At 69.5% G+C, this 23,763-nt stretch carries 27 protein-coding genes, 1 tRNA gene, 1 other RNA gene and 1 pseudogene; 9 read left to right on the top strand and 21 right to left on the bottom strand.

What is annotated here, in order from left to right; all coding sequences use genetic code 11:
* Positions 1–28: 28 nt before the first annotated feature.
* The gene (locus BKA15_RS14910; protein ID WP_312879045.1) at positions 29–835 is read right to left on the bottom strand and encodes a phytanoyl-CoA dioxygenase family protein; all 807 of its coding nucleotides are present in this window, start codon (positions 833–835) and stop codon (positions 29–31) included.
* Positions 836–1,035: 200 nt separating this feature from the next.
* Between BKA15_RS14910 and BKA15_RS14915 the strand changes: the two genes are divergently transcribed.
* Complete coding sequence (locus BKA15_RS14915; RefSeq protein ID WP_179752017.1) at positions 1,036–1,830, top strand: helix-turn-helix domain-containing protein; 795 nt, start codon at positions 1,036–1,038, stop codon at positions 1,828–1,830.
* Here BKA15_RS14915 and BKA15_RS14920 read toward each other — a convergent pair.
* Positions 1,784–2,299, bottom strand: a pseudogene (locus tag BKA15_RS14920) (GNAT family N-acetyltransferase); the annotation flags it as partial. The gene BKA15_RS14915 and the pseudogene BKA15_RS14920 overlap by 47 nt on opposite strands.
* A gap of 10 nt (positions 2,300–2,309) precedes the next feature.
* Positions 2,310–3,002 carry a CPBP family intramembrane glutamic endopeptidase gene (locus BKA15_RS14925; protein ID WP_179752021.1) on the bottom strand — a complete coding sequence of 231 codons (693 nt, stop codon included), beginning with the start codon at positions 3,000–3,002 and terminating at the stop codon, positions 2,310–2,312.
* A 165-nt stretch (positions 3,003–3,167) separates the two neighbouring features.
* Between BKA15_RS14925 and BKA15_RS14930 the strand changes: the two genes are divergently transcribed.
* Positions 3,168–4,952, top strand: coding sequence for a sialidase family protein (locus BKA15_RS14930; protein WP_179752023.1), 1,785 nt, complete (start codon positions 3,168–3,170; stop codon positions 4,950–4,952).
* Here BKA15_RS14930 and BKA15_RS14935 read toward each other — a convergent pair whose 3' ends face one another.
* On the bottom strand, positions 4,953–5,918 hold the full coding sequence (locus tag BKA15_RS14935) for a phosphotransferase family protein (RefSeq protein ID WP_179752024.1): 966 nt from the start codon (positions 5,916–5,918) through the stop codon (positions 4,953–4,955).
* A gap of 154 nt (positions 5,919–6,072) precedes the next feature.
* Here BKA15_RS14935 and BKA15_RS14940 point away from each other — a divergent pair, with 154 nt between their 5' ends.
* From BKA15_RS14940 to BKA15_RS14950, 3 genes are read left to right on the top strand one after another with little or no spacing between them, the layout of a single operon-like run.
* Positions 6,073–6,537: an SRPBCC family protein gene (locus BKA15_RS14940; RefSeq protein WP_179752026.1), complete on the top strand. Its 465-nt coding sequence runs from the start codon at positions 6,073–6,075 to the stop codon at positions 6,535–6,537.
* A 27-nt stretch (positions 6,538–6,564) separates the two neighbouring features.
* Entirely contained in the window at positions 6,565–7,578 is a 1,014-nt protein-coding gene (locus tag BKA15_RS14945; RefSeq protein WP_179752028.1) for a Gfo/Idh/MocA family protein, read from the top strand.
* Positions 7,562–8,089 (top strand): hypothetical protein, encoded by a 528-nt coding sequence (locus BKA15_RS14950; RefSeq protein WP_179752030.1) that lies wholly within the window; start codon positions 7,562–7,564, stop codon positions 8,087–8,089. The genes BKA15_RS14945 and BKA15_RS14950 overlap by 17 nt, the downstream gene beginning before the upstream one ends.
* On the opposite strand, the gene recR is transcribed toward BKA15_RS14950, so the two are convergent.
* From recR to BKA15_RS14975, 5 genes are all read right to left on the bottom strand, one after another.
* Positions 8,074–8,673: a recombination mediator RecR gene (gene recR, locus BKA15_RS14955; RefSeq protein ID WP_179752032.1), complete on the bottom strand. Its 600-nt coding sequence runs from the start codon at positions 8,671–8,673 to the stop codon at positions 8,074–8,076. The two genes, BKA15_RS14950 and recR, sit on opposite strands and share 16 nt — an antisense overlap.
* Before the next feature lie 28 nt (positions 8,674–8,701).
* Entirely contained in the window at positions 8,702–9,052 is a 351-nt protein-coding gene (locus BKA15_RS14960) for a YbaB/EbfC family nucleoid-associated protein (protein WP_179752034.1), read from the bottom strand.
* 40 nt (positions 9,053–9,092) lie between these two features.
* Positions 9,093–11,324 carry a DNA polymerase III subunit gamma and tau gene (locus BKA15_RS14965; protein WP_218872102.1) on the bottom strand — a complete coding sequence of 744 codons (2,232 nt, stop codon included), beginning with the start codon at positions 11,322–11,324 and terminating at the stop codon, positions 9,093–9,095.
* A 90-nt stretch (positions 11,325–11,414) separates the two neighbouring features.
* Positions 11,415–11,972 carry a dihydrofolate reductase family protein gene (locus BKA15_RS14970; RefSeq protein WP_179752036.1) on the bottom strand — a complete coding sequence of 186 codons (558 nt, stop codon included), beginning with the start codon at positions 11,970–11,972 and terminating at the stop codon, positions 11,415–11,417.
* A 63-nt stretch (positions 11,973–12,035) separates the two neighbouring features.
* Positions 12,036–13,370 carry an MFS transporter gene (locus BKA15_RS14975; RefSeq protein WP_179752038.1) on the bottom strand — a complete coding sequence of 445 codons (1,335 nt, stop codon included), beginning with the start codon at positions 13,368–13,370 and terminating at the stop codon, positions 12,036–12,038.
* A gap of 111 nt (positions 13,371–13,481) precedes the next feature.
* Between BKA15_RS14975 and BKA15_RS14980 the strand changes: the two genes are divergently transcribed.
* A complete protein-coding gene (locus BKA15_RS14980; RefSeq protein WP_179752040.1) occupies positions 13,482–14,120 on the top strand; it encodes an HAD family hydrolase in 639 nt (212 codons plus the stop codon).
* Between the two features lie 72 nt (positions 14,121–14,192).
* Positions 14,193–14,492: a hypothetical protein gene (locus tag BKA15_RS14985; RefSeq protein ID WP_179752042.1), complete on the top strand. Its 300-nt coding sequence runs from the start codon at positions 14,193–14,195 to the stop codon at positions 14,490–14,492.
* 13 nt (positions 14,493–14,505) lie between these two features.
* Here the strand turns inward: BKA15_RS14985 and BKA15_RS14990 are convergent, their stop codons facing one another.
* The 3 genes from BKA15_RS14990 to ffs form a co-directional block, all read right to left on the bottom strand.
* Positions 14,506–15,258 (bottom strand): SDR family NAD(P)-dependent oxidoreductase, encoded by a 753-nt coding sequence (locus BKA15_RS14990; RefSeq protein ID WP_179752044.1) that lies wholly within the window; start codon positions 15,256–15,258, stop codon positions 14,506–14,508.
* 25 nt (positions 15,259–15,283) lie between these two features.
* A complete protein-coding gene (locus BKA15_RS14995) occupies positions 15,284–16,480 on the bottom strand; it encodes a winged helix DNA-binding domain-containing protein (RefSeq protein WP_179752046.1) in 1,197 nt (398 codons plus the stop codon).
* Between the two features lie 35 nt (positions 16,481–16,515).
* Positions 16,516–16,612, bottom strand: an RNA gene (gene ffs, locus BKA15_RS15000) — signal recognition particle sRNA small type.
* 62 nt (positions 16,613–16,674) lie between these two features.
* Between ffs and BKA15_RS15005 the strand changes: the two genes are divergently transcribed.
* A complete protein-coding gene (locus BKA15_RS15005; protein ID WP_179752047.1) occupies positions 16,675–17,166 on the top strand; it encodes a DUF1707 SHOCT-like domain-containing protein in 492 nt (163 codons plus the stop codon).
* A gap of 37 nt (positions 17,167–17,203) precedes the next feature.
* Positions 17,204–17,291 (top strand) — tRNA-Ser (locus tag BKA15_RS15010).
* On the opposite strand, the gene BKA15_RS15015 is transcribed toward BKA15_RS15010, so the two are convergent.
* The 9 genes from BKA15_RS15015 to BKA15_RS15055 form a co-directional block, all read right to left on the bottom strand.
* Entirely contained in the window at positions 17,279–18,643 is a 1,365-nt protein-coding gene (locus BKA15_RS15015; protein WP_246322349.1) for a tyrosine-type recombinase/integrase, read from the bottom strand. The two genes, BKA15_RS15010 and BKA15_RS15015, sit on opposite strands and share 13 nt — an antisense overlap.
* Positions 18,644–18,650: 7 nt before the next feature.
* The gene (locus tag BKA15_RS36385) at positions 18,651–18,887 is read right to left on the bottom strand and encodes a helix-turn-helix domain-containing protein (RefSeq protein ID WP_218871336.1); all 237 of its coding nucleotides are present in this window, start codon (positions 18,885–18,887) and stop codon (positions 18,651–18,653) included.
* Entirely contained in the window at positions 18,884–20,548 is a 1,665-nt protein-coding gene (locus BKA15_RS15025) for a replication initiator (RefSeq protein WP_246322350.1), read from the bottom strand. Before BKA15_RS15025 ends, BKA15_RS36385 begins: the two co-directional genes overlap by 4 nt.
* A 184-nt stretch (positions 20,549–20,732) precedes the next feature.
* Positions 20,733–21,089, bottom strand: coding sequence for a WhiB family transcriptional regulator (locus BKA15_RS15030; protein WP_179752048.1), 357 nt, complete (start codon positions 21,087–21,089; stop codon positions 20,733–20,735).
* Positions 21,089–21,280 (bottom strand): hypothetical protein, encoded by a 192-nt coding sequence (locus BKA15_RS15035; RefSeq protein ID WP_179752050.1) that lies wholly within the window; start codon positions 21,278–21,280, stop codon positions 21,089–21,091. Before BKA15_RS15035 ends, BKA15_RS15030 begins: the two co-directional genes overlap by 1 nt.
* Positions 21,280–22,818, bottom strand: coding sequence for a hypothetical protein (locus BKA15_RS15040; RefSeq protein WP_179752052.1), 1,539 nt, complete (start codon positions 22,816–22,818; stop codon positions 21,280–21,282). The genes BKA15_RS15035 and BKA15_RS15040 overlap by 1 nt, the downstream gene beginning before the upstream one ends.
* A complete protein-coding gene (locus BKA15_RS15045) occupies positions 22,815–23,075 on the bottom strand; it encodes a hypothetical protein (protein WP_179752054.1) in 261 nt (86 codons plus the stop codon). Before BKA15_RS15045 ends, BKA15_RS15040 begins: the two co-directional genes overlap by 4 nt.
* Complete coding sequence (locus tag BKA15_RS15050; protein WP_179752055.1) at positions 23,072–23,332, bottom strand: hypothetical protein; 261 nt, start codon at positions 23,330–23,332, stop codon at positions 23,072–23,074. The genes BKA15_RS15045 and BKA15_RS15050 overlap by 4 nt, the downstream gene beginning before the upstream one ends.
* Positions 23,332–23,730, bottom strand: a complete 399-nt coding sequence (locus BKA15_RS15055) for a hypothetical protein (protein WP_179752057.1) — start codon at positions 23,728–23,730, stop codon at positions 23,332–23,334. Before BKA15_RS15055 ends, BKA15_RS15050 begins: the two co-directional genes overlap by 1 nt.
* Positions 23,731–23,763 lie beyond the last annotated feature (33 nt).

Genomic DNA, 23,763 nt, shown 5'->3' on the forward strand with positions numbered 1-23,763 from the left:
TCCTCGTTCCCAATCTTCCTGTTACAGCTCAGAAGTTCCAGCCGCCGGCGGAGCGGTTCGAGCCGAGCCGGACGTCGCTGGCGCCCGGCGCGACGAACTGAGGCCGCAGCTGCTCCCGGGTCAGGTAGTAGTCGATGTCGAACTCGTGATCACCGGTCAGCACGCGCCACAGCTTGGCCCGGTTGACCAGCTCCAGCCGACCCTCGTTGGCCGACGTCCAGCCGAAGCTCGCGGTCAGTTCCTTGATCACCTGCGGGTCGTCGATGTCGTCGGTGTTCCAGAGCCGGAGCTGGCGTACCGTCGGGTTGAACCTGATCTTGAACATGTAGCGCGGCACGTCGGAGTCGTTGCGCCGGCCGCCGTGCCAGATGCCGTGGTGCAGGAACACGACGGTGCCGGCCGGGCAGGTCAGCCGGGTCTGGCCGGCCAGATTCTGGTAGCGGCCGATGCCGGTCTGGTTGATCTTGCGCAGATGGGTCCCGGGCACGCTCAGCGTGCCGCCCTGCTCCAGCGTGACGTCCTTCGGGTAATACATGAGCTGGACGTCGAACGCTTCGACCCGAGTGTCCAGGATCGCGTCGCCGTGCATGTTCTGGGCCTCACCGCCGCGCGGCGGCCGGACGTGCACCGCGTGGTGATCGATGTTCGGGTTGGGCCCGACCAGGCTCTGCACCGCACCGGCGACCGCGGGCAGGTCGAGCAACTCCCGGACGAACGTGCCGACCGGGAAGGCCACGTCCAACGGCGTCCCGTACGGATAGCCGGGGATGCCGGCGTTCAGCACCTCGATCGCGCGGGCGTTCATGGCGTCCGGGACCACGGCTTCCAGAGCCACGGATCCGTGGGACACGAAGTGGGCCATTTCCACCGAGGAAAGTAGGTGTTTTCGATCGACCAGTGCACTCACGGCACAGTCCTTCCTAGCGCGGGGGTCGTGATTTTGGTACGACAGATGGCGAGTCGTATCGACAACGCTAGGCGTGCCGGGACCGGCTGTCGTGGTGCTGATGCGGCGTCTACTGGTTGAATTCCTGCATGGTCAAGACCGTGGTTCCGGCGGTGGAGCTGGATCTGTCCGAACCGCCCGAGGTCTGGGCGCAGGGCCGCAGCACGCACGGGGTGCGCAGCCTGGAGGACCGGTTCCAGTTGCCTCGGCTGTGGTCGCTGCACCTGTACGGCTACCACGCCGACCTCGAGGTCGACGGGGTGACGCACCAGGTGGCGCCGGGCACCGTGTCCCTGGTCCCGCCCGCCGCAGCGATCCGCTACCGCTACCGGGGCCCGTCCACTCATCTGTATGCCCACCTCAAGGCCGGGTCGGGGACGCCGGCCCGCGGCCGGCTGCAGTTGATCATGTCGCCCGGAGCCGAACTGCCGGTGATCACCGACCTGATGGAGTCCGCGGTCGCCGCGGCCGCCTTCCGGCCGGAACGGACCCGAGCCGACATCTGGGGCGTGCTGCTCCGACTGGCCGACCGGCCGGCCCCGCGCCCGGCCACCACACCGGCCCGTGATCATGTGGTGACCGCGATGGCCTACATCGAGTCCCGGCTGACCGAGACCCTGACGGTGCCGCAGGTGGCCGCCGCGGCCGGCATCTCGGCCAACCACCTGACCCGGCTGTTCTCGGCCGAGGTGGACCAGTCCGTCGTCGGCTACATCCGGCGCCGCCGGATCGACCACGCCCGCCGGCTGCTGGCCAGCAGCACGATGTCGATCACCGCGATCGCCTCCGCGGTCGGTTTCCCCGACCTGCAGGCATTCAACAAGGCCTGCCGCGCCGTCACCGGTCAGTCGCCGCGGCGGCTGCGCCAGGGTCCGGCGGACTGACCGCCCGGGTGCGCTCGTGCGGCAGCAGCCGGCGAGCGACGTACCCGGTCTTCACGTCGGGCGTGAAACCGCAGGCCCGGTAGAAGGCGTGCGTCGAGGCCCGCTTCGATCCGGTCAGCAGCATCACCTTGTAGCAGCCGCGGCGCCAGGCCTCCTGGAGTGTGTGGTCCATGATCAGCTTGCCCAGGCCACGGCCCCGGAGCGACTCGTCCACGACCACGTTCTCGATGATCGCGTACGGCGACGCGGCCCGACTCAGGTTCGGAATGACATTGAGATAGGTGGTCGCCACGACCTCGCCGTCCCGCTCGAGCACGGACAGCTGCAGCCCGGGATCGGCGAGGATCCGCTCGAACACCTCGCGATCGCTGCCGTCCTCGATCACCGGGTCGTCCGGGTTCAGCTGCCCGTACAGCCGCATGATCGCCTCGAGATCGCCTGCCATCGCTGCTCGGAACACCGTGACACCGTATCGCCGTTCAGGACGTCAGCGGCGGCACGGCGAGCAGCATGGCCACCGCCCAGGTGACGTGCGTCAGGATCGGTGCCAGCACGCCGCCGGTGACCTGGCGCAGCCGGCCGGTCACCAGGGCCAGCACGGCGGCGGCGAAGATCAACAGCGGGTTGCCGGTCGGGATCGTCACCAGGACGTTGAGCGCGGCCGTGACGGCGTACCGATGCCGGGGGCGGGTCAGGCGCCACAGCGCGCCGCGGAAGAACACCTCCTCGCCGGCTCCGTTGACCACGGTGATCACCAGGACCAGTGGCAGCAGGCCGCGGTCGGCGTAGCCGAAGACGCCGGACAACGCGTCGTCGAAGAGCGGCAGCCGGTCGACCAGCAACGCGCCGAGGACGAAGATCACGGCCAGCAGCAGGCCGATCAGGATCGGGGCGAGGAAGGTTCGCGCCCGGCTGCGCCGCGGGACGGGCCACAGGTCGACCGGGACCAGCAGGCCGCCGATCAGCCAGACCGCGGCGAGCGCCAGGGTGAGCCCGTAGAAGCGGCCGCTGCCCTGCGGGCTGGCGAAGGACAGGTGCAGCAGGCCCGCGCCGGCGACCAGAACGGCCAGCACCACGATCCGGGCCAGAAAGGGACGCCGGAGGAACAGCGGCCGGCGGGCGGGCCCGGAGGCGCCGGTCACCGGCACCCGCAGGCCAGACCGTTCGTCCATGGCGTGAACCTACCCGGCAACGGCCGCCGATCACCGGCACCCCAGGGCCGGCCCGGACCCGGTTTCGGCTCGCACTGGTCCACCGGCAACGACTCTCCCCCTTGACATGGAATGCAGTTCCGGATGAGCTGGCGGCGGCACCCCCTGGACGTCGGAGGAGATCAGATGAACCGTCCAGCCCGGCTTCAGCTTCCCATGATGATCATCGGCCTGAGCCTCACCGCGGCCCTGCTGACCGCCCTGCCCGCCCAGGCCAGACCCTCCGTCCGGGACTTCGAGTCCGACCCGGTCGGCTCGGTCCCGGCCGGCTGCTCGACGCCGGCAGGTCGGACCGCCGCGACGGTGACCGACACCGAGGCCTACAGCGGCCGACAGTCGCTGGCGTTGACGGACTCGTCGGCCGACGCGCAGACGGTGATCATCTGTCCCGGCGCCGAAGGGGACGGCCAGCAGCTCCGGTTCGCCGTCCGGCCCGAGACGCTGCCCAACGGCTTCCTGGTCTCGCTGCTCGGCACGTTCGTCGGCAAGCCGGCCAGCGGGGTGCCGGTGTTCCAGGTGATGGTCCGGCCGGACGGCGGGCTGTCCTGGTACGACGGCCTCGGCTGGACCCAGATCGGCGCCGCCGGGACCGTACCGGCCGGCTCCTGGAGCACCATGATCATCGAAGTGCCGCGGGGCCACGCGGAGGCCCGGGTCTTCGTGGGCGAGCGGGCCGGTCTCCGGTCCTTCGTCGGGGCGGCGGGCCCGGTCGGCGTCAGCCCGGTCGCGAGTGTGACCGGCTACCAGTTCGCCAGTGCCGGTACAAGGCCGGCCGGCGACGTGATCTTCGTCGACGACGTGGCCGTGGCCGACGGCACCGGAGCCGCGCCGAAGCCGCCCCAGCCGTTGATCAAGGTCGGCCGGCCGATGATCATCGACGAGACCGACGAGGGCCTGATGCAGATGCCGAACACGGCGGTCAGCGTGCCCCAGCCGGACGGCACCGAGGAGGTGCTGGTCTCGTACCCGGTGCACGGCGACACCGCCCACGACACCGGCACGGCCTTGGCCTCCTCCCGTGATCAGGGCCGGACCTGGACGAACGCCGACGACCGGAATCCCTTCCCGAACGAGCAATCCTTCTACCTCAGCCGGCTTCGCAACGGCGACCTGCTGGCAGTCTCGTACCACACGTTCATGATCGACGAGCCCGGCAAGACCCAGGCCGAGGTGCCGACCGCCGTGTCCAAGGACGGCGGCCACACGTGGGTTCACCGGGCCGGCCGGATGACCGCGCCGCAGTCGATGAAGCCGATCTCCGACGCGACCAGCCGGCCCGGGCATCCGCTCGGCGGGTTCGTCCTGGTGCACCGGGTGATCGAGGACGACGACGGCACCCTCTACCAGTCCGGCTACGGTTTCTACGCCGAGGACCGGAAGTTCCGGCAGATCATCCTGGCCTCGACCGACGGCGGCGAGAACTGGACCGTCCGTGGCACCGTGGCCGCCGCCCTCCCGGACCGCCAGAACTACGAGTGCCTCTGCGAGGCGGCGATCGCTCGGACCAAGGACGGTTCACTGCTGGCCGTGATGCGCACCGGCAGCTACCAGCCGCTGTACCAGGCTCGATCGACCGACGACGGAGCCACCTGGAGCACGCCGGTGCCGGTCCTGGCCGGGCCGGACCGGCTGCCGGTGGTCAGCGTCTTCCCGGATCTGATCCTGCTCGACAACGGGACGCTGGCTCTCTATGTCGGCCGACCCGGCCAGGCCATGCTCGCCTCGCCCGACGGCAACGGACGATCATGGTCGGCGCCGGTGATGGTGGACTACCTGAACTCCGGCAACGGCACTCAGCTGCCGATCGGGCGGAACCGGCTGCTCGCCTTCGGTGATCGCGGTGCCGAGTGGACCCCGAACACCCCGGCCCACAAGGCGGTCTGGGCCAGGGTCATCACCGTCGGTCGGTGATCATGGCCGATTGGTGATCATGGACAGTGCCTTTCTGATCACGGCGACGGGTCGGGCCAGTTCGCCGCTCTGACCGCTGACGACGAGCCAGCGCACCTGCCCGGTGGCCTGCGTGATCGTGTGCCAGCAGAGCCGGACCCGGAACTCGGCGTCGCCGCGGAGCCCGTGCCCGGCGGCGACGGCGGCCAGGTCCGGCTCCGGAAAGAGGATCCCGATCAGCGTGAGGTCGGCTTCGGCCGAACTCGCATTCCACATCCCCCAGTCGATCAGTCCCGTCACGGACAGCTCGGGATCGACGAACACGTGCTCGGCGGAGAGATCGCCGTGACACAGCACCGGCGGGTCCTCGAGGGGGACGACGTCGCTACGGACGAACTCGAGGACGCTGTCGACCTCCGCCGCGGACAGCCCGGCCGTGATCAGGTGTTGGGTGTCGTCGGCGACGGCGGCCTGATAGCGGCGCCGGTCCGGCTCCGGCTCGGCCCACCGACCATGATCATCGGGCCGGCCGGTGCCCGGCATCGCGACCTCGTGCAGGATGCGCAGGGCACGACCGAGTCCCGTCAGGGCGGTCGCCCGTCGTTCGGGCGACAGGGTCGGCAGGACGTATCGAAGCTGGCGGCCCGGTGCCTCCCGCAGCACCATCGCCGCCCGCTCGCCGTCGGGCGTCTCGAGGCGTTCCACCGCGAGGACCTCGGGCACCGGCACCCCGCCGGCCCGGGCCTGCTCCATCGCCCAGGCTTCCTGGCCGACCTTCTGCGGCGGTGCGTCGGGCCAGGCCGCGCGCAGATAGACCGCCGACCCGCCGTCGAGGTGGACCCGGTGCACCTCGTACTCGTCGCCCCTGATCAGCCGCTCGGTGCCAGCGACCTTGCCCTGCATGGCACGCCCGACGACGCTGCTGATCACTGCTTCGGGCACGGCGTACCGGCCGTGCAGTTCGTTGACGTACGTTGCTCGATCCATGATGGCTCTCCCTCTCGACGGAGCCCGCCGTCCGGGCTCACTGATCGGGGAGAGCACCCTCGGAGCAACCTGAAGGCCTCCCTCCATAGTGCTATCACTCCGGATCGGCCGCCTGCAAGAGGCCGCACGGTGATCACCACGTAGGGTCGTGATCATGCGCGACGCCGTATCCCTGTGGATCGATGCTCCGCCGCTGGGCGTGTGGGCGCTGGTCAGCGACGTGACCAAGATCGGCCGGTTCAGCCCGGAGACGTTCGAGGCGGAGTGGCTGGACGATGCGACCGGGCCGGCAGTCGGCGTCCGCTTCCGCGGTCACGTCAAACGCAACGGCAAGGGTCCGGTCTACTGGAGCACCTGCCGGATCGTCGCGTGCGAGCCCGGCCGGGAGTTCGCCTTCGTCGTCGGCGTCGGTGACACGTCGCTGAACACCTGGCGCTACCGGTTCGAGCCGAAGGACGGCGGCACCACCGTGACCGAGTCGTACGAGCTCGCGGACCGGCGCGGGACCCGGATCTACTGGACGCTGGTGGGCCGGTGGCGCGGCCGCACGAACCGGGCCGGCATGCGGACCACGTTGGAGCGGATCAAGGCGGTCGCCGAGGGATCCCGACCGGCCTGAGTCGTGGAGTCGGCGATAATCGGCCGCATGGCGTCGGAGCAGCAACAGGACCGCGAGATTCGGTGGGGCATCGTCGGGCCCGGCGGCATCGCCGGGAAGGTGATCAAGGACTTCCCGTACGTCCCGCACGCGCGGGCGGTCGCGGTGGCGTCCCGGTCCCAGCAGCGGGCGGACGCGTTTGCCGCCGAGCACGGACTGCCGCTGGCGTATGGGAGCTATCGCGAGTTGATCATGAGCGACGAGGTCGACGCACTCTACATCGCAACGCCCCATCCGCAGCATCGTGATCTTGCGATCGCCGCCGCCGAGGCCGGGAAGGCCGTGCTGGTGGAGAAGTCGTTCGCCGCTACGGCGGTCGGCGCGCAGAAGATGATCACTGCGGCCCGCGCGCACGGTGTGTTCGCGATGGAGGCGATGTGGACCCGGTTCCAGCCGGCCATCGTCGCGGTCCGGGAGCTGGTCGACGCCGGCGCGATCGGTGAGGTGCGGCAGGTCCAGGCCGATCTCGGCGTCAACCGGCCGTACGATCCCGCGGACCGGCTCTACGACCCGGCCCAGGGCGGCGGTGCAGCGCTCGACCTCGGCGTGTACGTGGTGTCGCTGGCGCTCTACTTCCTCGGCCGGCCGGACACGATCAACGCCCGCGGCTCACTCGCCCCCACCGGCGTCGACGCCGACGCCGCGCTCCTGCTCGGTTACCAGGACGGCCGGGTCGCGTCCTTGATCACCACGCTGCGGCACCAGACCCCGGGCGCCGCCCGGCTGACCGGGACCGAGGGCTGGATCGACATTCTGCCGCGGTTCCACCACCCGTCCGCGTTCGTGATCACCCGCGCCGGCCAGGAACCCGAGCGGATCGAGCGGCCGCAGACCGGCGGCGGCTACTGCCACGAGTTGATCGAGGTCACCGAAGGTATCCGGGCCGGCCGGACCGAGAGTTCGATCATGCCGCTGGACGACACCCTGGCCGTCCAGGAGACGCTGGAGGAGGCTTGCCGCCAGCTCGGCGTCGAGCACCGCGAAGATGATCATGTTCTGTGATCCACGCCGCGCGGCGGCACTCGGCCTGCTCGTCGGCGCCACCACCGCGCTGGTGGCCTCGGTCGGCTACCGGATCCTGCTGGAGACGACCGGCTACTTCGCTTGGCTGTCCCGCGAGGCGGCCGGTCTCGAATCGGTGTGGTTCCAGAAGGTGGGGTACGGCCTGCTCTTCTGGGCGTCCGATCCGATGGGCAGCCTCATGATCGCGGTGGCGCCGACCGCCGCGGCCGGCGGCCTGGCGGGGTTCGCGATCGGCGCACTGGTGCAGCGGACCGGACGACGAACGGCGCTGCGATCCTGGCTGACCGGGATGCTGGTGTGCTGCCTGTGCGTCGCCGGAGTCGTGGCCGTTGCCCAAGGGCTGACGCATCCGGACTTCGTGTGGTCGCCGGACTCGGTGCCGATGTTGTGGATCCCGTGTCTGATCTTCGTCGTGACCGGCAGCGCGTTCACCCTGTTGCTGCGCCGGCGAGTGCGGCGACTCGCTCCCTCGGTTCAGGCTTCGACGTAGCGGCGTCCCTCGAAGGCACGCCCCAGCGTCACCTCGTCGGCGTACTCCAGGTCGCCGCCCACCGGCAGCCCGCTGGCCAGCCGGCTGACCTTGACGCCCATCGGGATCAACAGCCGGCTCAGGTACGTCGCCGTCGCCTCACCCTCGAGGTTCGGGTCGGTGGCCAGGATCACCTCGGTCACGGTGCCGTCGGCGAGCCGCTGGCAGAGCTCCCTGATCTTGATCTCGTTCGGCCCGATGCCGTCGATCGGGCTGATCGCACCGCCGAGCACGTGGTAGAGGCCGCGGAACTCGCGGGTGCGCTCGATCGCGACCACGTCCTTGGACTCCTCGACCACGCAGATCGTGGTCTGGTCCCGCCGGGCGTCGTTGCAGATCCGGCAGCGTTCGCCCTCGGAGACGTTGAAGCACACCTCGCAGAACTTGACCGTTTCCTTGACCCGGCGCAGCACGTCGGCCAGCCGCAGCACGTCCTCGGACTCCGCGGCCAGGATGTGGAACGCGATCCGTTGCGCGCCGCGCGGACCGATGCCCGGCAGCTGACCCAGCTCGTCGATCAGGTCCTGGACCGGTCCCTCGTACACGGCTCGCCTCCCCCTGCGTCCGTACCGCTCAGAACGGCAGGCCGGGCAGCCCGGAACCGCCCAGCCCCGATCCACCCAGTCCGCCGGCGAGCGGGCCGAGCTTGGCCGCCGCGCCCGCCTTCATCTTGTTGTTCGCGTCGCGGACCGCGGCGATGATCAGGTCGGACAGCGTCTCGGTGTCCTCCGGGTCGACCGCCTCCGGCTTGATCGTCAGGCCGGTCAGTTCGCCCGCCCCGGTCAGCGTCGCGGTGACCAGGTCGCCGCCGGCCGAACCGGTGAACTCGGACTCGGCCAGTTCCTGCTGAGCCTGCATCAACTGCTGCTGCATCGCCTGGGCCTGCGCCAGCAGGCCGGACATGTCGCCGCCTTCGGGGATCATCAGGGACCGCTCCGTTTCTCTGGGTGTCGTGCTGACAAGACTAGTGCGCGGCGTCCGACGGTTCCTCGGCGATGATCTCCGCGCCGAGGTGTCGCTGCAGCAGTTCGGTGTGGGACTGCGTGTCCTCGATCAGCACCGTGTCGTCCCGGTTGGCGGCCGCGTCGCGATCGTCCTCGGCATCGTCGTCCTCGGGCTGGGCCGGCCCACTCCTCCGGGTCGGCCGGATCTGCTCCCGGGCCCGGTCCAGGACGGCCTGGTCGACCGGAGTCCCGGGGCTCGATCCGGGCAGGCTCGCCGGCGTGGGCCAGTCCGCCGCCGGGGAGTCCGGAGCCTGCGCGGACGGTTCCGGAGCCGCCGGACTCGGGGCCTGAGCCGCCGGCGGTCCGGGATTGCTCGGCCCGTCTTGCGGTACGGGAGCGGCGGTGCCCGTCGGAGCCGCCGGCGGCGCCGGCGGCGCCGGCGGCGGACTGACCGTATTGCCGCCACCCGGGTTCGCGCCCGGATCGACGATCGCCTCGACCCGCAACTCCGCCCCGAGCACCTGGACCAGCGCGTCGGACAGGATGTCCTCGTTGCCGCCGCGGGTGAAGCTGTCCCGGGCACCGGCGTTGGTCATCCCCAACACCAGCACGTTGTCCCGCAGGTCGATCACCTGGGCGTTCTGACTGAGCAGGATCCAGGTGAACCGGCGCTTGCCCTTGATCTCCTCGAGCACCTCCGGCCACAGCCGGCGCACGTCCGCCGCGGCCAGCCCGCCGGGCGGCTGCGGCTCGGGCGCCGCGGCCGGCGGCGGCGCAGAAACCGCGGCCGGGGTCGGTTCGGGCGGCGTCGGCTGCCCCGGCGCCGCGGCCGAGGACGGAACTGTCGGAGCCGGCGACGCTTGGGTGGGCGGCGGCTGGCTCGCAGCCGGCTGGCTTGCTGCCGGCTGGGGGGCTGCCGTCTGGGCGGGCGCCGGCTGAGTCGGAACGGTCTGAGTCGGAGCTGCCTGAGCCGGGGCTGCCTGAGCCGGGGCCGCGGCGGGCTGGACCTGGGGCGCCGGGGCCGGGCTCGCCGCCGGAGCGCCGGGGTCGCCCATCCCGATCCGGCGCTCCAACCGGTCCAGCCGCGCGTGCACGCCGCGATCGTCGACGTCGGCGCCGGGCAGCAAGACCCGCGCGCACATCAGCTCCAGGTGCAGCCGTGGCGCGGTCGTACCCCTCATGTCGGTCAGCCCGACCGCGATCACCTCGGCGGCGCGGGTCAGTTCGCCCGGGCCGAGGGCCGCCGCCTGCGAGGCCAACCGTTCCGCCTGATCGCCGGAGACGTCGACCAGCCCGGACGACAGCGCGTTCGGCACGGCGGCCACGATGACCAGGTCGCGCAGCCGGCGCAGCAGGTCCTCGGCGAACCGGCGCGGGTCCTGGCCGACCTCGATCACCTTGTCCACGCAGGAGAAGACGCCGCCCGCGTCGCCGGCCGCGAACGCGTCCAGGAACTCGTCCAGCAGCGAGTCCGGCGTGTAGCCGAGCAGCGCCGCCGCGTGCCCGTACGACACCCCGGTGGCGTCGGCGCCACCCAGAAGTTGATCAAGAACCGACAGCGAGTCCCGGACCGAGCCCGCGCCGGCCCGGACCACCAGCGGCAGCACGGCCGGCTCGACCGCGATCCCCTCCGCCTCGCACAGCTTCGCCAGGTAGGCGGACAGGGTCTTCGGCGGCACCAGCCGGAACGGGTAGTGGTGGGTCCGGGACCGGATGGTGCCGATCACCTTCTCCGGCTCGGTGGTCGCGAAGATGAACTTGACGTGCGGCGGCGGTTCCTCGACCAACTTCAGCAGCGCGTTGAAGCCGGCCGTCGTGACCATGTGCGCCTCGTCGACGATGTAGATCTTGTAGCGGCTGCTGACCGGCGAGAAGAACGCCCGCTCGCGCAGATCGCGGGCGTCGTCGACACCGCCGTGGCTCGCCGCGTCGATCTCGATCACGTCGATGCTGCCGGGACCGCCGGTGGCCAGGTCGCGGCAGGACCGGCACTCCCCGCACGGCTCGGCGATCGGTCCCTGCTCGCAGTTCAGCGCGCGGGCGAGGATCCGGGCCGAGGTCGTCTTGCCGCAGCCGCGCGGGCCGGAGAACAGGTAGGCGTGGTTGACCCGGTTGTTGGTCAGCGCCCGCTGCAGCGGCGCCGTCACGTGGTCCTGCCCGATCACGTCCGCGAACGTGTCCGGCCGGTAGCGCCGGTAGAGCGCGAGCTGCGCCACCGACTGCACCCGTACCGCAGCAGGTTCGTCGAACAGAACCTCGTCCTGTCCGGAGCCCTCGTCGATCCCTGCCTCGTCCACAGACTGCACCTTAGTGTCTGCCGCCGACACTCGGCGGCAGACCTCCTAGAGCTCGTACCGCATCAGGGTCACGCCGTTGGAGAACCCGGTGACCTCGGCCAGCTTCAGGTCGTGCCGGCCGTCGAACAGCCGCGTACCCCTGCCCCGGGTCACCGGGCAGACGAGCATCCGTACCTCGTCGACGACACCGGCTTCCAGCAGGGAGTGCAGCAGCGTCAGGCTCCCGAACAGCCAGAGATCCTGGCCGTCCTGCTGCTTGAGGTCGCGGATCGTGGCGATCGGGTCGCGCATCACGGTCGCGGGCGAGAAGTCGCCCCAGGGTGCCTCGGTCAGGGTGGTCGAGGCGACGTACTTGGTCAGGTTGTTCAGCTTCTCGCCGTACTCGCCCTGGTCCTCGGCGGTCGCCCAGCCCGTGGACTGGGCGTACGTGTTCGCACCGAGGATCATCGTGTCGATCCCGTCCAGCAGACCCATCACGGCCGCCTTGTAAGCCGGGTCACTGGTCTCCGAGAAGGGTTCGACGGACACGAAACCCAGGCCGCCGTCCTCCTCGGCCACGATGTTGTCGACGGTGATCCACTGCTGAACGATGAGCTTGCGCATGACTTCCTCCGGTGTGTTCCGGCGCGGCCACGGTGGCCGCCGCTCACCCCGGGAACGGAGCCGTTACGCCGATTTCGACACGTCCTCCCGATCGGGTTTCGGCAGGGCGCGCAGGATCAGGGTCAGCACGCCGGCCGCGATCATCGCCGCGCCGACGGCCCACATCCCGGCGTTCTGGCTGCCGGTGAGGTCGGCCAGGAAACCGGTGATGTACGGCGCCGCGAAGCCGGCCAGGTTGCCGATCGAATTGACCAGGGCGATCCCGCCGGCCGCGGCAGCACCGGTCAGGAACGCGGTCGGCAGGGACCAGAACGTCGGCAGCGCACAACAGACGCCGATGGCGCAGACGCTGACCGCGACCATGACCAGGAGCGGGCTCTGCAGATAGAGCGCGACCGGGATCGCCAGGCCGCCGACGATGGCCGGGATCGCGACGTGCCGGACCCGTTCGTCGGTCCGATCACCGTGCCGCGCCCAGATGATCATGGCGATCGCTCCGAGGGCGTACGGGATCGCGGTGATCAAGCCGACCTGGACCAGCGAGTAGGTCACCCCGAACTGCTGCTGGAAGCCGCTGATGATCGTCGGCAGGAAGAAGGACAGGGCATAGAGCCCGTACACGATGCCGAAGTAGACGAACGCCAGCGCGATCACCCGGCCGTCGGTCAACGCCCGGCGCAGCGGGAAGTGGAACTGCCGCTCGGTGCTGGCCGCTTCGGCATCCATCTCTGCGGCCAACCAGGCCCGTTCGTCGTCGGCCAACCAGTTCGCGTCCTGCGGCCGGTCGGTCAGGTAGAACCAGGTGACGAAGGCGAGGATGATCGCCGGGATCCCTTCCATCAGGAACATCACCCGCCAGCCGGCCAGCCCGAACAGGCCGTGCCAGGTCTGCATGATCGCGGTCGAGATCGGCGCCCCGAGCACCGTCGAGACCGGGATCGCGACCATGAACCAGGCCACCACCTTGGCCCGCTCGCGCTTCGGGAACCAGAACGTCAGATAGAGGATGATGCCCGGGAAGAAGCCGGCCTCCGCGACACCGAGCAGGAACCGCAGCACATAGAGCACGCCTTCGTTGGGTACGAAAGCGAGCGCCGACGCGATGATCCCCCAGGTGATCATGATCCGGGCGATCCAGCGGCGGGCGCCGAACTTGTGCAGCGCGAGGTTGCTCGGCACCTCCAGCAGCAGGTAGCCGATGAAGAAGATCCCGGACGCCAGGCCGAACGCGGTCTGGGTCAGACCAAGATCATCACTCATGGTCAGCTTGGCGAAGCCGATGTTGGTCCGGTCCAGATAGTTGATGAAGTAGAGCAGGCCGAGGTACGGCAGCAGCCGCAGGGCCACCTTGCGCAGCGTCCTTCGTTCGAGTTCGGTTGCTGCCGTCTGCGTAGCCATCGTTCCTCCCGCGGTGAGCGACGTTGCCTGGACTCGATCATGCCCCGGGCCACGTCTCGACGCACGCCCCGCCGACTCGTCACGGACGCTCCGGTACGGCAAAGTAGGCATGTGGATCAAGCTGCGGGGATCAGCGCCATCCTGTTCGACGCCGACGGCGTCGTGCAGCGTGCGCGGCCGGGCTGGCGCGCCCAGCTCGGGTCCTGCGTGGCGCCGGAGGCGGCCGAGACCTTCATCGCCGAGGTGTTCGCCGCCGAGCTGACCGTCCTGGCCGGCGGCGACTTCCCGTCGACGCTGCAGCGGGTGCTGGACCGCTGGCAGGTCGACCGGCCGGTCCGCGAGGTCCTCAAGGTGTGGGATGCGGTGATCGTCGACTCACGGATGATCACCGCGATCCAACGGCTGCGGCGGGGTAGGATCCGCTGCTACCTGGCGACCAACCAGCAGAACTTCCGGCGCGGCGTGATGCACGCCCTGCCCTGGTACGACGACGGCTTCGACGACCAGTTCTACTCCTGCGAACTGGGCCTGGCGAAGCCGGACCGGGCGTACTTCAGCGAGATCCTGCGCCGGATCGACACCCCGGCCGAACAGGTGCTGTTCCTCGACGACAACAAGATCAACGTCGACGCCGCGCGGAGCATCGGCATCCAGGCCGAGCTGTTCCCGCGGGACGCCGGCGTCGCGGCCCTGGCTCCGCTGCTCTCCGGCTACCGGCCCGCGGCGGGAATCGGCGCCGGCGTCGCTTGAGCGCGGTCGGGGAATACCCGGCGGCCGAACGGTGCTGTGCTGCCCGGATCAATCACCGACCGGAGGGCCCCGATGACCACGATCGAACTCACCCGGTTCCGGGTCGCTCCGGAACGCACCGAAGAACTGCTCTCCGCGCGTCCGGCCATGCTGGCCGACTTCCGCGCCGACCGGACCGGGTTCCTGGACGCGCGGCTGGTGTCGCTGCCGAACGACGAATGGCTCGACATCGTCGCCTTCGCGACGCCCGAGGACCGCGAGGCCTCCCGGGCCAAGGGCGCCAACCTGCCGGGCATCGCCGCCTTCTTCGCCGCGATCGACAGCCTGGTCGGCGCCGAGGACGGCACCCTGGCCGAGGTCGCCGAGCCCTGACCCGGGCGGCGGCTCAGAGGTAGTGGAAGCCGCCGTTGACGTTGACCCGCTGCCCGGTGATGAAGCCGGCCTCGGCCGAGGCGAGGAAGGCGACGGTGTTCGCGATGTCGGCCGGTGCGCCCCAGCGCTGGACGTCCTGGCGGGCGAACCAGCCGTCCGCGACCTCGTCGGCGAGGGTGCCGTGCCGCTCGACCGGGATCCAGCCGGGCGCGACCAGGTTGACCGTGATCTTGTCCCGGCCCAGCTCGGTGGCCCAACCGCGGGTCAGCCCGACCAGCGCACCCTTGGCCGCCATGTAGCCGGACCAGCCCGGATCGGCCCGATCGAACAGGTCCGAGCCGATGTGGATCAGCCGTCCGCCGCCCGCCGCGCGCATTCCGGGCACGACCGCTTTGGCCAGCAGCAGCGGACTCTTGACGAAGAACTCGAGGTGGGTCAGCACCTGGTCCCAGGCCAGCTCGTCGAGCCCGACCACCGGTTGCGGGCCGGACGCGTTCGCGACACTGACCAGCACCGGACCCAACTCGGCACCGATCGCCCCGACCATCGCCTCGACGGCGTCCGAGTCCGTGACGTCGGCCGGAAACGCCGCCGCCCGGCCGCCGCCGGCCCGGATCGCGCTCACCGTCTCTTCGGCCGGCTCCGAACGAAGATCATTGACCGCCACCGCCCAGCCGTCCCGGGCGAGCCGCTGAGCGATCGCCCGGCCCAGCCCGCCGCCGGCGCCGGTGACCAGCGCGACGCCACCCTGCACCGGCTCCCGCATGTCCTTGCTCCCCTCTTCGGTCAGGTCATGATCCGCCCTCGACGAGTTCTCGCTCCAACGGGGTACGGAAGCTGGGGATGACCGTGGCGCCGTCCAGCCTTCCCTGCAGCAGTCCCGCGACCTCGGCCACGGCGACCTCACCCTCCGCGCCGATGTCCTCCAGCAGCCGCCAGACGATCTCGCCCTCCCGGATCGCCCAGCCACCGACGATCCGGCCGTCCCACCACACGGTCGGCCCGATGTTGCCGTTGCGGTCGAACAGGGCCGGCTGGTGCGGGCCGAGGAACCACTCCCGGCGCTGCCAGCCCATCGGCGTCGCGTCCAGGGCCGGCAGCAGCGCGGCGGTCGGTGGCGCTGCGGGCTCCGGCTCCAGGTCGTGGGAGAGCACGACACCGGGCTGCGTCTCCCCCTCCAGCCCGACCTCGGTGACGTCCAGCCGGGCCAGCAACTTCCGGGTCGTGCCGAGCGTCCAGCCGGTCCACCACTTCAGGTCCGCCACCGTCGCCGGCCCGAACGCGCCGAGCCAGCGCCGTACCAACTCCTCCTGGGCCGAGGCCTCGGGCAGCTCGGGCATCCCGTCCGGCCACAGCGACCGGACCGACGCCCAGCGGTGTTGCCGGGACAGCCAGGTCCCGGCCGGGCGGCCGCGGACGACCCGGCCGTCGGCACCCATCAGCGTGAGCACCCGGCTGGTGAGCTTCATCGGGACGTCGTAAGCCTTGTCGCCGTTGGGGATCAGGGTGGTCCGCAGCCGCGGCTCGTCCTGGCTGAGCTGGCTCGCCAGCGCCTCACCCCGGGCGTCGACCGCACGTTCGGTCCCGGCCTCGACGTCGGTCAGCCAGGCCTCCAGGTCGGCGCCGACCGGCGGCTCGGTCCGGTGCGTGCCCAGGTGCTGGAGCAACTGCTTCCGCAGCCGCTGGGCGATCGCCCGCCCGGCCGCACTGTGCACCACCGGCGCGAAGTCGGTCGGCACGACGAACATGGTCCGCCGCATCCCGATCAGCTTGACCAGCGAACGGTCGTCGTACAACGCGGCGGAGATGTCGCCGAGCTTGGCGCCCGGGCAGCGGGCCAGCAGGGACAGATAGACCGTGGCCGGATCGGTCGCGTGCACGACGACGATCGCCGCGGCCGCCTCGGCAACCGTTGCCGGATGGCCGGGGACCAGCCCGTGCCGGCGTTGCAGCCGGATCCGCCGCTGCGCCGTGTCGATGGTGAGCACGCACCGAGGCTAAGGGGCAGCACTGACACCTGGACAGCAAAGATCCCCCGCGTACCCGAAAGAGCTCTCTTACCCTTGCTGCCTTCCGGCCCTGGGGGAGTTGGGAAAGGTATCGCCACGCGGGGGACCAGAGACGAGTGTACGTGATTCGGCGCCGGACGCCAGCCTGGCCGCGTGGTTGGGATACTGGTCGGGTGACCGAGCCAGTTCCCGCCCCTCGCATCGGCGACGCAGAGCGCGATCAGGCGACGGAGTACCTCCGCGAGCATCTGGCCCAGGGCCGGCTGGACCAGGTCGAATTCGACGAACGGATGACCGCCGCCCTGAGCGCCCGTACCCAACCCGACATCGACCGCCTGTTCACCGACCTGCCCGCACCCCGGCCGGGTCAGGAGCTGGCCGTACCGCAAGCCGCGAAGGCACCCGTCGCCGCCGCGGACGCCCTGCCGATGTCCCCGAAACTGGTCAACGCCATGGGCGTCCTGACCGCCGTCATCTGGCCGGTCACCCTGCTGCTGCTCTTCGCGATCGGCTGGGGCCAATACTGGTGGTTGATCTTCGTTCCGATCGCCGTCTCCAGCCTCTGGGGTCACTACCAGCAGCAGAATGACCAGCACCGCAAGCGTCTTCGCCGGGAGGAGCGCCGCCGGCTGGAGCGCGGCAACGACGACCCCGACGCATCCTGATTAGCCCGACGGCCCGCATCCGGGTAATCTTCCGCGCGGAGGATTCGCCTAGTGGCCTATGGCGCTCGCTTGGAAAGCGGGTTGGGTGCAAGCCCTCAGGGGTTCGAATCCCCTATCCTCCGCCACGCGGAAACCAGCCCGTGACCAGGGCGAACGGACCGCAGTAGCACAGCAGAACGCCGGGTCGGCCCGTTTGGGTCGATCCGGCGTTTGGCTGTCTAGTCTCAGTTCTAGTCTCACTTGCCCGTTTCCGGGTCGTCGTCGCGGTCTTCGTCGGTGGCCCAGAGCAGCCCGCCGAGCCGCCGAGCGACATCACGCCGGATCGGGTCGGTGACGTGCTGGTACCGGGCAGCCATTGAGGTGCTGGACCATCCCATGATCGACATCGCGGTTCGTTCCGGAACGCCGAGGACGAGCAGGTTGTCGCCGCCGTGTGCCGCGCATCATGCAACCGAGCGGTACGCACTCCGGCGCGCTTCAGCAGAGCCTTCCAGGCGTGGTAGTCCGAATTGAGGTTGACCGGATCGCCAGTCTCCGTCGCGAAGACCCAGTCACCTTCGGCGTTCCAGAGCTGGCCGGCATTACGCCGCTCCTGGTCCTGGACCTCCCGATGAAGCTTGAGCATGGCCACGAGCTCATCCGGTAGACCGATGACCCGTTTCCCGGCTCGCGACTTCGTCAGGCCGAGCGTCGGAGTCAGTTGTTTCCGTTCCGGACAGTAGCCCGCTTTCGCGTCGCAGGTTCCTCCGCAGCCGTGACCGTACATCGGACGCTGACGGGTGAACCGGACGCGCAGCGTTGCCGTATCAAGATCAACATCCGACCACTTCAGAGCCAGCGCCTCACCTTGCCGCAGGCCGAGGGCCAGAGCTATGGCCCACCGAGCGGAGTTCCGGCCGGTGGCGGCAGCATCGAGGATGCGCTGAACCTCATCGATCCTGAACGGTTCGACCGGTTCGGGATCGACTCGTGGAGCCTTGGCCAGGGCCGCCACGTTACGACCCACGTACTGGCGCCGTTGAGCCTCCCCCAGGGCAGTGCGAATGGTCCGGTGCACCTGGTGAGCATTGCCCGGACTCGCCCCGGCTTCGATCATCTTCCGGTAGAGCCGTTCGAGGTGCTCCGGTTCCAGCCGCTCGAGCCGGTTCTTACCCAGATTCGGCACCAAGTGCGTGCGAACCGCGTTCCGGTACGCGTTGAAGCTCGACTCACGGACAGACGGCCGAGCGATCGTTTCCAACCAATGATCAAGCCAGGATGCGACCGTCCACCGCTTCCCTGCCTTGGGCACCGCACCTTGATCACGGGCACGTTCCAGCTTCCGGACCTCGGTAACGACCTCTGCTTTCGACTTCCGCATGACGTGGCGCCGATCAATGCTGCCGTCATCCTTGAACCCGACCGTGACGCGACCGTGCCAGTAGCCGTCCGAACCTTCGTAGATCGAGGACGCCCGGTTGGGGTTCCGCGTAGCCATGTCGCGATCACTCCCCCGCTGCAGACGGCCGAGCCCGCAGAGCAGCTACGTACTCCTCAAGGCATGCCACCGGAACGCGCCGCAGACGGCCAACGTGGACCGACTCAACCTCACCGGTCCTGACCAGGTGGTACATCAGGGTCCGGGCGATTCCGAGCCGGGCAGCCGCCTCCTCAATCCGCAGCAGTAGCACGGGAGCATCGGTCAGGCTGACGGTGGTGTCGGGTACAAGTTCCATGATCATCTTCCTTTCGTCGTCATTGCTGCGGTTGCCGAATTAATGACGGGTCCGGCCCGTTTGGCTTCGTCGTACTGGACTCGCCAGCGGTGGCGTTGGTTGACGGCGGGGCCGACGATGTCGACATAGCTCGGCCGGTCGGGGTCTTCGAGCTTGACGACTTCCCACCGGTAGCGAGGCTGGCCGGTCTCATCGGGCGCATTTGCCGAATATTCGTCGGGGTCGGGCATGTCGATTCCGGCGGCGGTGAGGACCTGGCGCACGACTTCGGCGCGGTCGGCCCGGTGTTCTGTGAGGGTCTTGCCGGTCCAGCGCCGGGAAACGAGGGCGCGGCGGCCGCCGTAGCCGAGGTTCTCTCTCCGGTGGGCTTTGCGGCGGCAGTGGCCAGCGGTGATCTTGCCGTTGGCACCCTTCGGCTGGACGCCGTAGCGGAGCCAGTTCGCGCACTCGTCCGAGCACGGCAGGGTACGGACTTGGGCATGCAGCCGGTCCAGGTGGTGAGTCCGAGCCACAGCGGCCGGATCATGATCATCTTCGCCGGAGAGCGTGTCGGAGACGGACTTGGTGAGGTACTTGCACAGGTAGCCGATCACCCGTTCGGTGCGGTCCGATCCGGCCAGAAGCCACTTGTGATCGACCTGCGGACCGAACCGGGAGACGTGTGCCGGCCGAGCAGCCGGGTCGGCATCGACAGCGTCCAGCGCTTCACTCCAGGTCGGCAGCGGACGACGGGTGGAGCGGTCCACGAACGCGCCGAGGTCGGCATTCCAGATCGGCATACGGGCCGGATCGGTGTAGACCGGGGTGTCGTGCGGTGGCCACCACAGTTGGTGATACGTCGCGGCCACGACCTCCCGGAGCAGGCTGCCGGTCATGGCGCCACGGGTGGCGACGTGCAGGTGCATCGCCCCGCGGCGTTGAGGTTCAACGGTGGCGAAGTACTGCATTTCGAACCCGGCCACCCGGCGCAGGTTCTTCCAGAGCCGGTCCACGAGCTTGCCGAAGTGGAGCACGTCGAGCGCGGCGCGGCGGTAGTCGTACCGGTGCGGGAACAGCGGCATACCGGCCAGCGGGGAGCCGGGCCGGTGGTGTTCACCGCAGCGGCAACGGCCGGACTCGGCATGCACCGGGCCGTAGCTGCCCAGGGTGACAGTGAAGAACATCGACGGCCGATAGCTGTTGCCGTTGGGCGAGGTCAGTTGACGGGCCACGGTGCCGTCACGGCGGTCACCCTTCGGCAGGTCGGGCACGTCTTGGCGGCGGCGGGTGGACCGCACACGCCGGTCTTGATCATCGTCAGCGCCGCCGTCGCCATCGCCGTCGTTGCCCTGGTCCTCGTCTTCGTCGGCGTCCTCGGTGGTGTCGTGATCGTCGGTCTCGGGTTCGTCCTCGAGGTGCCAGCCCTCGCGGCATTGGGTCATCCGCAGCTTGCGGTTACGGTCCGCGCACGGTGGGCAGCGGTCGGCGCGGGTGGTGCCGCACGGGATCGGCACGATTCGGGTCTCGCCTGTCGTGGTGTCGATCAGCCGTTGCAGCACCGGCCGGACACAGACGCCGTGCTTGACGGCCAGATCGGTCAGCCCTTGGACGGATGGCGTCTTGCCCGCGATTTCGAGGTTGCGAGCGTCGGCCAGTTCAGTGATCGTCGCCGCTGGTTCCGTGATCATGATTGGCCTCCTCTCGTTTGGCGTTGGCGGGCGCGGACGATGCGTAGGGCTCGGCATTGCAGGCAGTCACACTCACCCGGCCGAGCAGGGCGGTAGACAAGATCGGGATCGGTGGCGGTGACCGGTTCGGGTACCGGCTCCGGCTCGGGTTCGCGCGTGAAGAGCGGTTCTTGATCGGGCATGGTCACGCCGCCAGCGCTTCGGTTGCCGGGACACGGCCGAGGGGCAGCCCGGAGCCGAGGTCGGCCAGGATCGCGTCCCGTTCCGTCCCGGTGGTGCCGCCCCAGATACCTTGCTCATCGGCCAGGAGCGCCCACGAGAGGCACTGACGGGCCACCGGGCACCCACCGCAGACCCGGCGCGGTTCGAAGGCCGCAGAGCCGTCCTGCTCATCTTCGGGAAACCAGTCATCCGGGCGACCATCACGGCATGCAGCGCGGCGCTGCCAGGACCCGGAAGCGACCTCGACCAGGACGGCCCGATGGTGGGCGAGCAGGCCGGGCAGGAACGGCAGCGGAAGCTGTACCGGCTCGGTGATCATCACTTGTCCATCCCGTCAGCGTGCGCGCTCCGGATCAGCCAGGCCACGACCGGAAACGGCAGCACCCACAGCAGCGCGAGGAAGTTCCCGGACGAGACCTCACCGACCAGCCAGGCCGCGAACACGGCGACCAGAACCAGCGCCGCCAGCACCAGGCCCGCCACGACGACGACGCGCACCCGGCCGGACATCAGGCCACCGCCTGCAGGGTCGGCGCCGCCGAGCGGGGCCGGTAGTACTGCGCCATCTCGCGGATGTCGTCGTCACTGATCCAGGGGAACCGGAGCCGTACGGCCTCGGGGATGCCATCGACCAGGGCGTAGGCCGTGCCGGGCATGTTCCGGTCGATCTCGTGACACAGGGCGCCGCGTTCGATGGCGTCCTTGCCCAAGATCATTTCGGTGTCTCCGGCTTCGTTCAGCCGCATCCCGAGCCGCACGGTGAACAGGCCGCGTTGCGGAACGGCTTCCTTGCGCGGGTCTTGGGTGCACCCGATCACGATGAAGCCGGGTGCGCGGCCTTGGGTGAGGATCCGGGCCAGCACCGAGGCGATCCGGTCTTTGATCTTGCGGTCGGTGATGTAGCAGGTCAGCGCCGCCATCTCATCGATGAAGATCACATACAGCGGTTCGGCCGGCGTCGGGATGTGCAGCCGTGACTTGCCCTTCATCTGCTTCAGCCGGTCCGACATCAGCCGTGCCCACCGTTCCAGCGCTTCGGCGAAGTTGATCAGTACGGCATCGTTGGCCTTGGCAGCGTCGGGTTCCTCGGTCTCGTCCACCACATCGCCGGTGACGAGCTCGTGGAACATGTCCTCGCCGAACGGGAGCTCGATCAGCTTCGGATCGATCCCGAGCAGCCGCACCCGGCCCGACCGGATCGCAGGCCCGAGCGCCTTACCGACGTTCCAGATGAACGAGCCCTTACCCGCACCCGTACACCCGACGTTCAGAGTGTGATTGCCCAGCAGCGGCAGCCGATACAGGGTCGCGTCCTCGGTCCAGCCGATCGGCAGCGCGGACAGATCGACCGTGTCGGCCTGGTTCAGTTCGTCCTCGATCGGATGATCAATCGAGGCGACACCATCGCGGAGCGGGTCACGCCGCAGCGCGATCAGGTCAAGCTGTTGCCGGTTCCGGTCCGGCAGCTTCCGGGCCTTGATCGCCCGCTTGGACTGCCGTTTCCACACCGTCACGACCCGGACGTGTTCCACGTCGAAGGCCTGCGCCAGCCGCGTCGCTTCCATCGCCCAGTCCGACATCTTCTGACCGCGCAGCACCTGCACCCGTACCCGGTCGGTGTACCGGGAGGACTGGACCCGGCCAAGCTTCGGCAGCCGTTCCCGGTCAGCCGTGCCCCGGGTCAGTTTCGCCTCAGCCATGCCCGGCTGCCAGAACCGCCGATACACCGCCAGCCGCCGCCACTGGCCACGTGCCGGGCCGGACACCCACCGCAGGAACGAGTCCGGCGCCTTGCGCTGCCACACGAACCCGCCGACCACCGAGCCCAGGATCAGGCTGATACCGATGATCATCATCGTGTTCGCGCCCCAGCGGAGCCCGATAGCGACCAGCCCAGCCAGGACCAGCAGCGGCCCGCCGAAGATCGGCGTCGTGCACAGGAACCGGACGAACCGCCCGACACCGACCCAGATCACGGCCACGACCTGCAGCCACACCGGGACACCAAGCGACTTCCGCCGCACCTGCACCGCTTCCTTGCGGCTCATGACCGGTTCACCTGCTCAAGATCAGCCAGCAGGTCAGGCTGCGACGCCATTGCCTCCCGGGCGGCTTCCTGGACCAGGAACCGGCGAGCCTGCTTGCAGGCCTCGATCAGCCGATCAAGATCAGCCGGATCGTCAGCCATCAGGCTCGTTTCAGGCCCGATCTTGATCGCGACGAACGTATGACTGACCTGGCCCTTCGGGAACTCCGTGTGGTCGATCTTCGTCGTCGAGTCGAGGTGTACGTTCAGCGTGATCATGCTGCACCTCCGATGTTGATCATGGAATCGTCCTCTCGTTCCATGTGCTGCTGAAGTTCGTCGGCGAATTCACGCATCACGTTCGCCAGGTGCCGGACCGCTTCCACGTCCAGCGGAGTCACGGTCCGGGTTCCGGCCAGGAAGGTCAGGAAGTACCGCGAGGTCCACACCGACAAGATCGGCGGGGCCGTCGGGTAGGACACACACGCGGCCGTGATCGGCGCGGCCAGCGGCACCCGCAGGCTGACCGGTTCCATTACGCGGCCTGCCCTTCCGGCTTCGCACCCTGACCAGCAGCACGACCCGGCTTCCCGTCCGCCAGCCGCTCAGCCCGCCACGACTCCCGCAGCCCACCACCCTTGGTGACGTTGGCCGAGCAGACCAGGTCGACGAACTCCACCGGCGTGAACGCCTTCACGTCCGGCTGAGCATCCGAGCCGGCCTGGACCGGAGCCGTCACCGTCACGTGCTTGCCGAACGACACCGACTGATACAGAACCTCGACCTCCCACAGCAGCATCCCGGTATCGGCGTCACGGGCCTGCTCATCCGACTGACGCCGACCGTTCGGCGTGTCCATCCACTCATTCACCGGCGCCACGTTCCCCGTCGCCACCATCTGCTGCCGCTTGCTGTCCACCGCGTAGATCGCCATCTCAAGCTCCTCAAGTTTAGGGGGTCTAACGTC

Origin of the sequence: Microlunatus parietis (assembly GCF_013407955.1) — a bacterium.
GTDB lineage: Bacteria > Actinomycetota > Actinomycetes > Propionibacteriales > Propionibacteriaceae > Microlunatus > Microlunatus parietis.

Bases quoted from the DNA above. Each gene is read 5' to 3' on its own strand.
- BKA15_RS14915 (WP_179752017.1), top strand. From the start codon at position 1,036: ATGGTCAAGACCGTGGTTCCGGCGGTGGAGCTGGATCTGTCCGAACCG.
- BKA15_RS14925 (WP_179752021.1), bottom strand. From the start codon at position 3,002: ATGGACGAACGGTCTGGCCTGCGGGTGCCGGTGACCGGCGCCTCCGGG.
- BKA15_RS14930 (WP_179752023.1), top strand. From the start codon at position 3,168: ATGAACCGTCCAGCCCGGCTTCAGCTTCCCATGATGATCATCGGCCTG.
- BKA15_RS14935 (WP_179752024.1), bottom strand. From the start codon at position 5,918: ATGGATCGAGCAACGTACGTCAACGAACTGCACGGCCGGTACGCCGTG.
- BKA15_RS14940 (WP_179752026.1), top strand. From the start codon at position 6,073: ATGCGCGACGCCGTATCCCTGTGGATCGATGCTCCGCCGCTGGGCGTG.
- BKA15_RS14945 (WP_179752028.1), top strand. From the start codon at position 6,565: ATGGCGTCGGAGCAGCAACAGGACCGCGAGATTCGGTGGGGCATCGTC.
- BKA15_RS14950 (WP_179752030.1), top strand. From the start codon at position 7,562: ATGATCATGTTCTGTGATCCACGCCGCGCGGCGGCACTCGGCCTGCTC.
- BKA15_RS14960 (WP_179752034.1), bottom strand. From the start codon at position 9,052: ATGATCCCCGAAGGCGGCGACATGTCCGGCCTGCTGGCGCAGGCCCAG.
- BKA15_RS14970 (WP_179752036.1), bottom strand. From the start codon at position 11,972: ATGCGCAAGCTCATCGTTCAGCAGTGGATCACCGTCGACAACATCGTG.
- BKA15_RS14975 (WP_179752038.1), bottom strand. From the start codon at position 13,370: ATGGCTACGCAGACGGCAGCAACCGAACTCGAACGAAGGACGCTGCGC.
- BKA15_RS14985 (WP_179752042.1), top strand. From the start codon at position 14,193: ATGACCACGATCGAACTCACCCGGTTCCGGGTCGCTCCGGAACGCACC.
- BKA15_RS14990 (WP_179752044.1), bottom strand. From the start codon at position 15,258: ATGCGGGAGCCGGTGCAGGGTGGCGTCGCGCTGGTCACCGGCGCCGGC.
- BKA15_RS15015 (WP_246322349.1), bottom strand. From the start codon at position 18,643: ATGGCTACGCGGAACCCCAACCGGGCGTCCTCGATCTACGAAGGTTCG.
- BKA15_RS36385 (WP_218871336.1), bottom strand. From the start codon at position 18,887: ATGATCATGGAACTTGTACCCGACACCACCGTCAGCCTGACCGATGCT.
- BKA15_RS15025 (WP_246322350.1), bottom strand. From the start codon at position 20,548: ATGATCACGGAACCAGCGGCGACGATCACTGAACTGGCCGACGCTCGC.
- BKA15_RS15030 (WP_179752048.1), bottom strand. From the start codon at position 21,089: ATGATCACCGAGCCGGTACAGCTTCCGCTGCCGTTCCTGCCCGGCCTG.
- BKA15_RS15035 (WP_179752050.1), bottom strand. From the start codon at position 21,280: ATGTCCGGCCGGGTGCGCGTCGTCGTCGTGGCGGGCCTGGTGCTGGCG.
- BKA15_RS15040 (WP_179752052.1), bottom strand. From the start codon at position 22,818: ATGAGCCGCAAGGAAGCGGTGCAGGTGCGGCGGAAGTCGCTTGGTGTC.
- BKA15_RS15045 (WP_179752054.1), bottom strand. From the start codon at position 23,075: ATGATCACGCTGAACGTACACCTCGACTCGACGACGAAGATCGACCAC.
- BKA15_RS15050 (WP_179752055.1), bottom strand. From the start codon at position 23,332: ATGGAACCGGTCAGCCTGCGGGTGCCGCTGGCCGCGCCGATCACGGCC.
- BKA15_RS15055 (WP_179752057.1), bottom strand. From the start codon at position 23,730: ATGGCGATCTACGCGGTGGACAGCAAGCGGCAGCAGATGGTGGCGACG.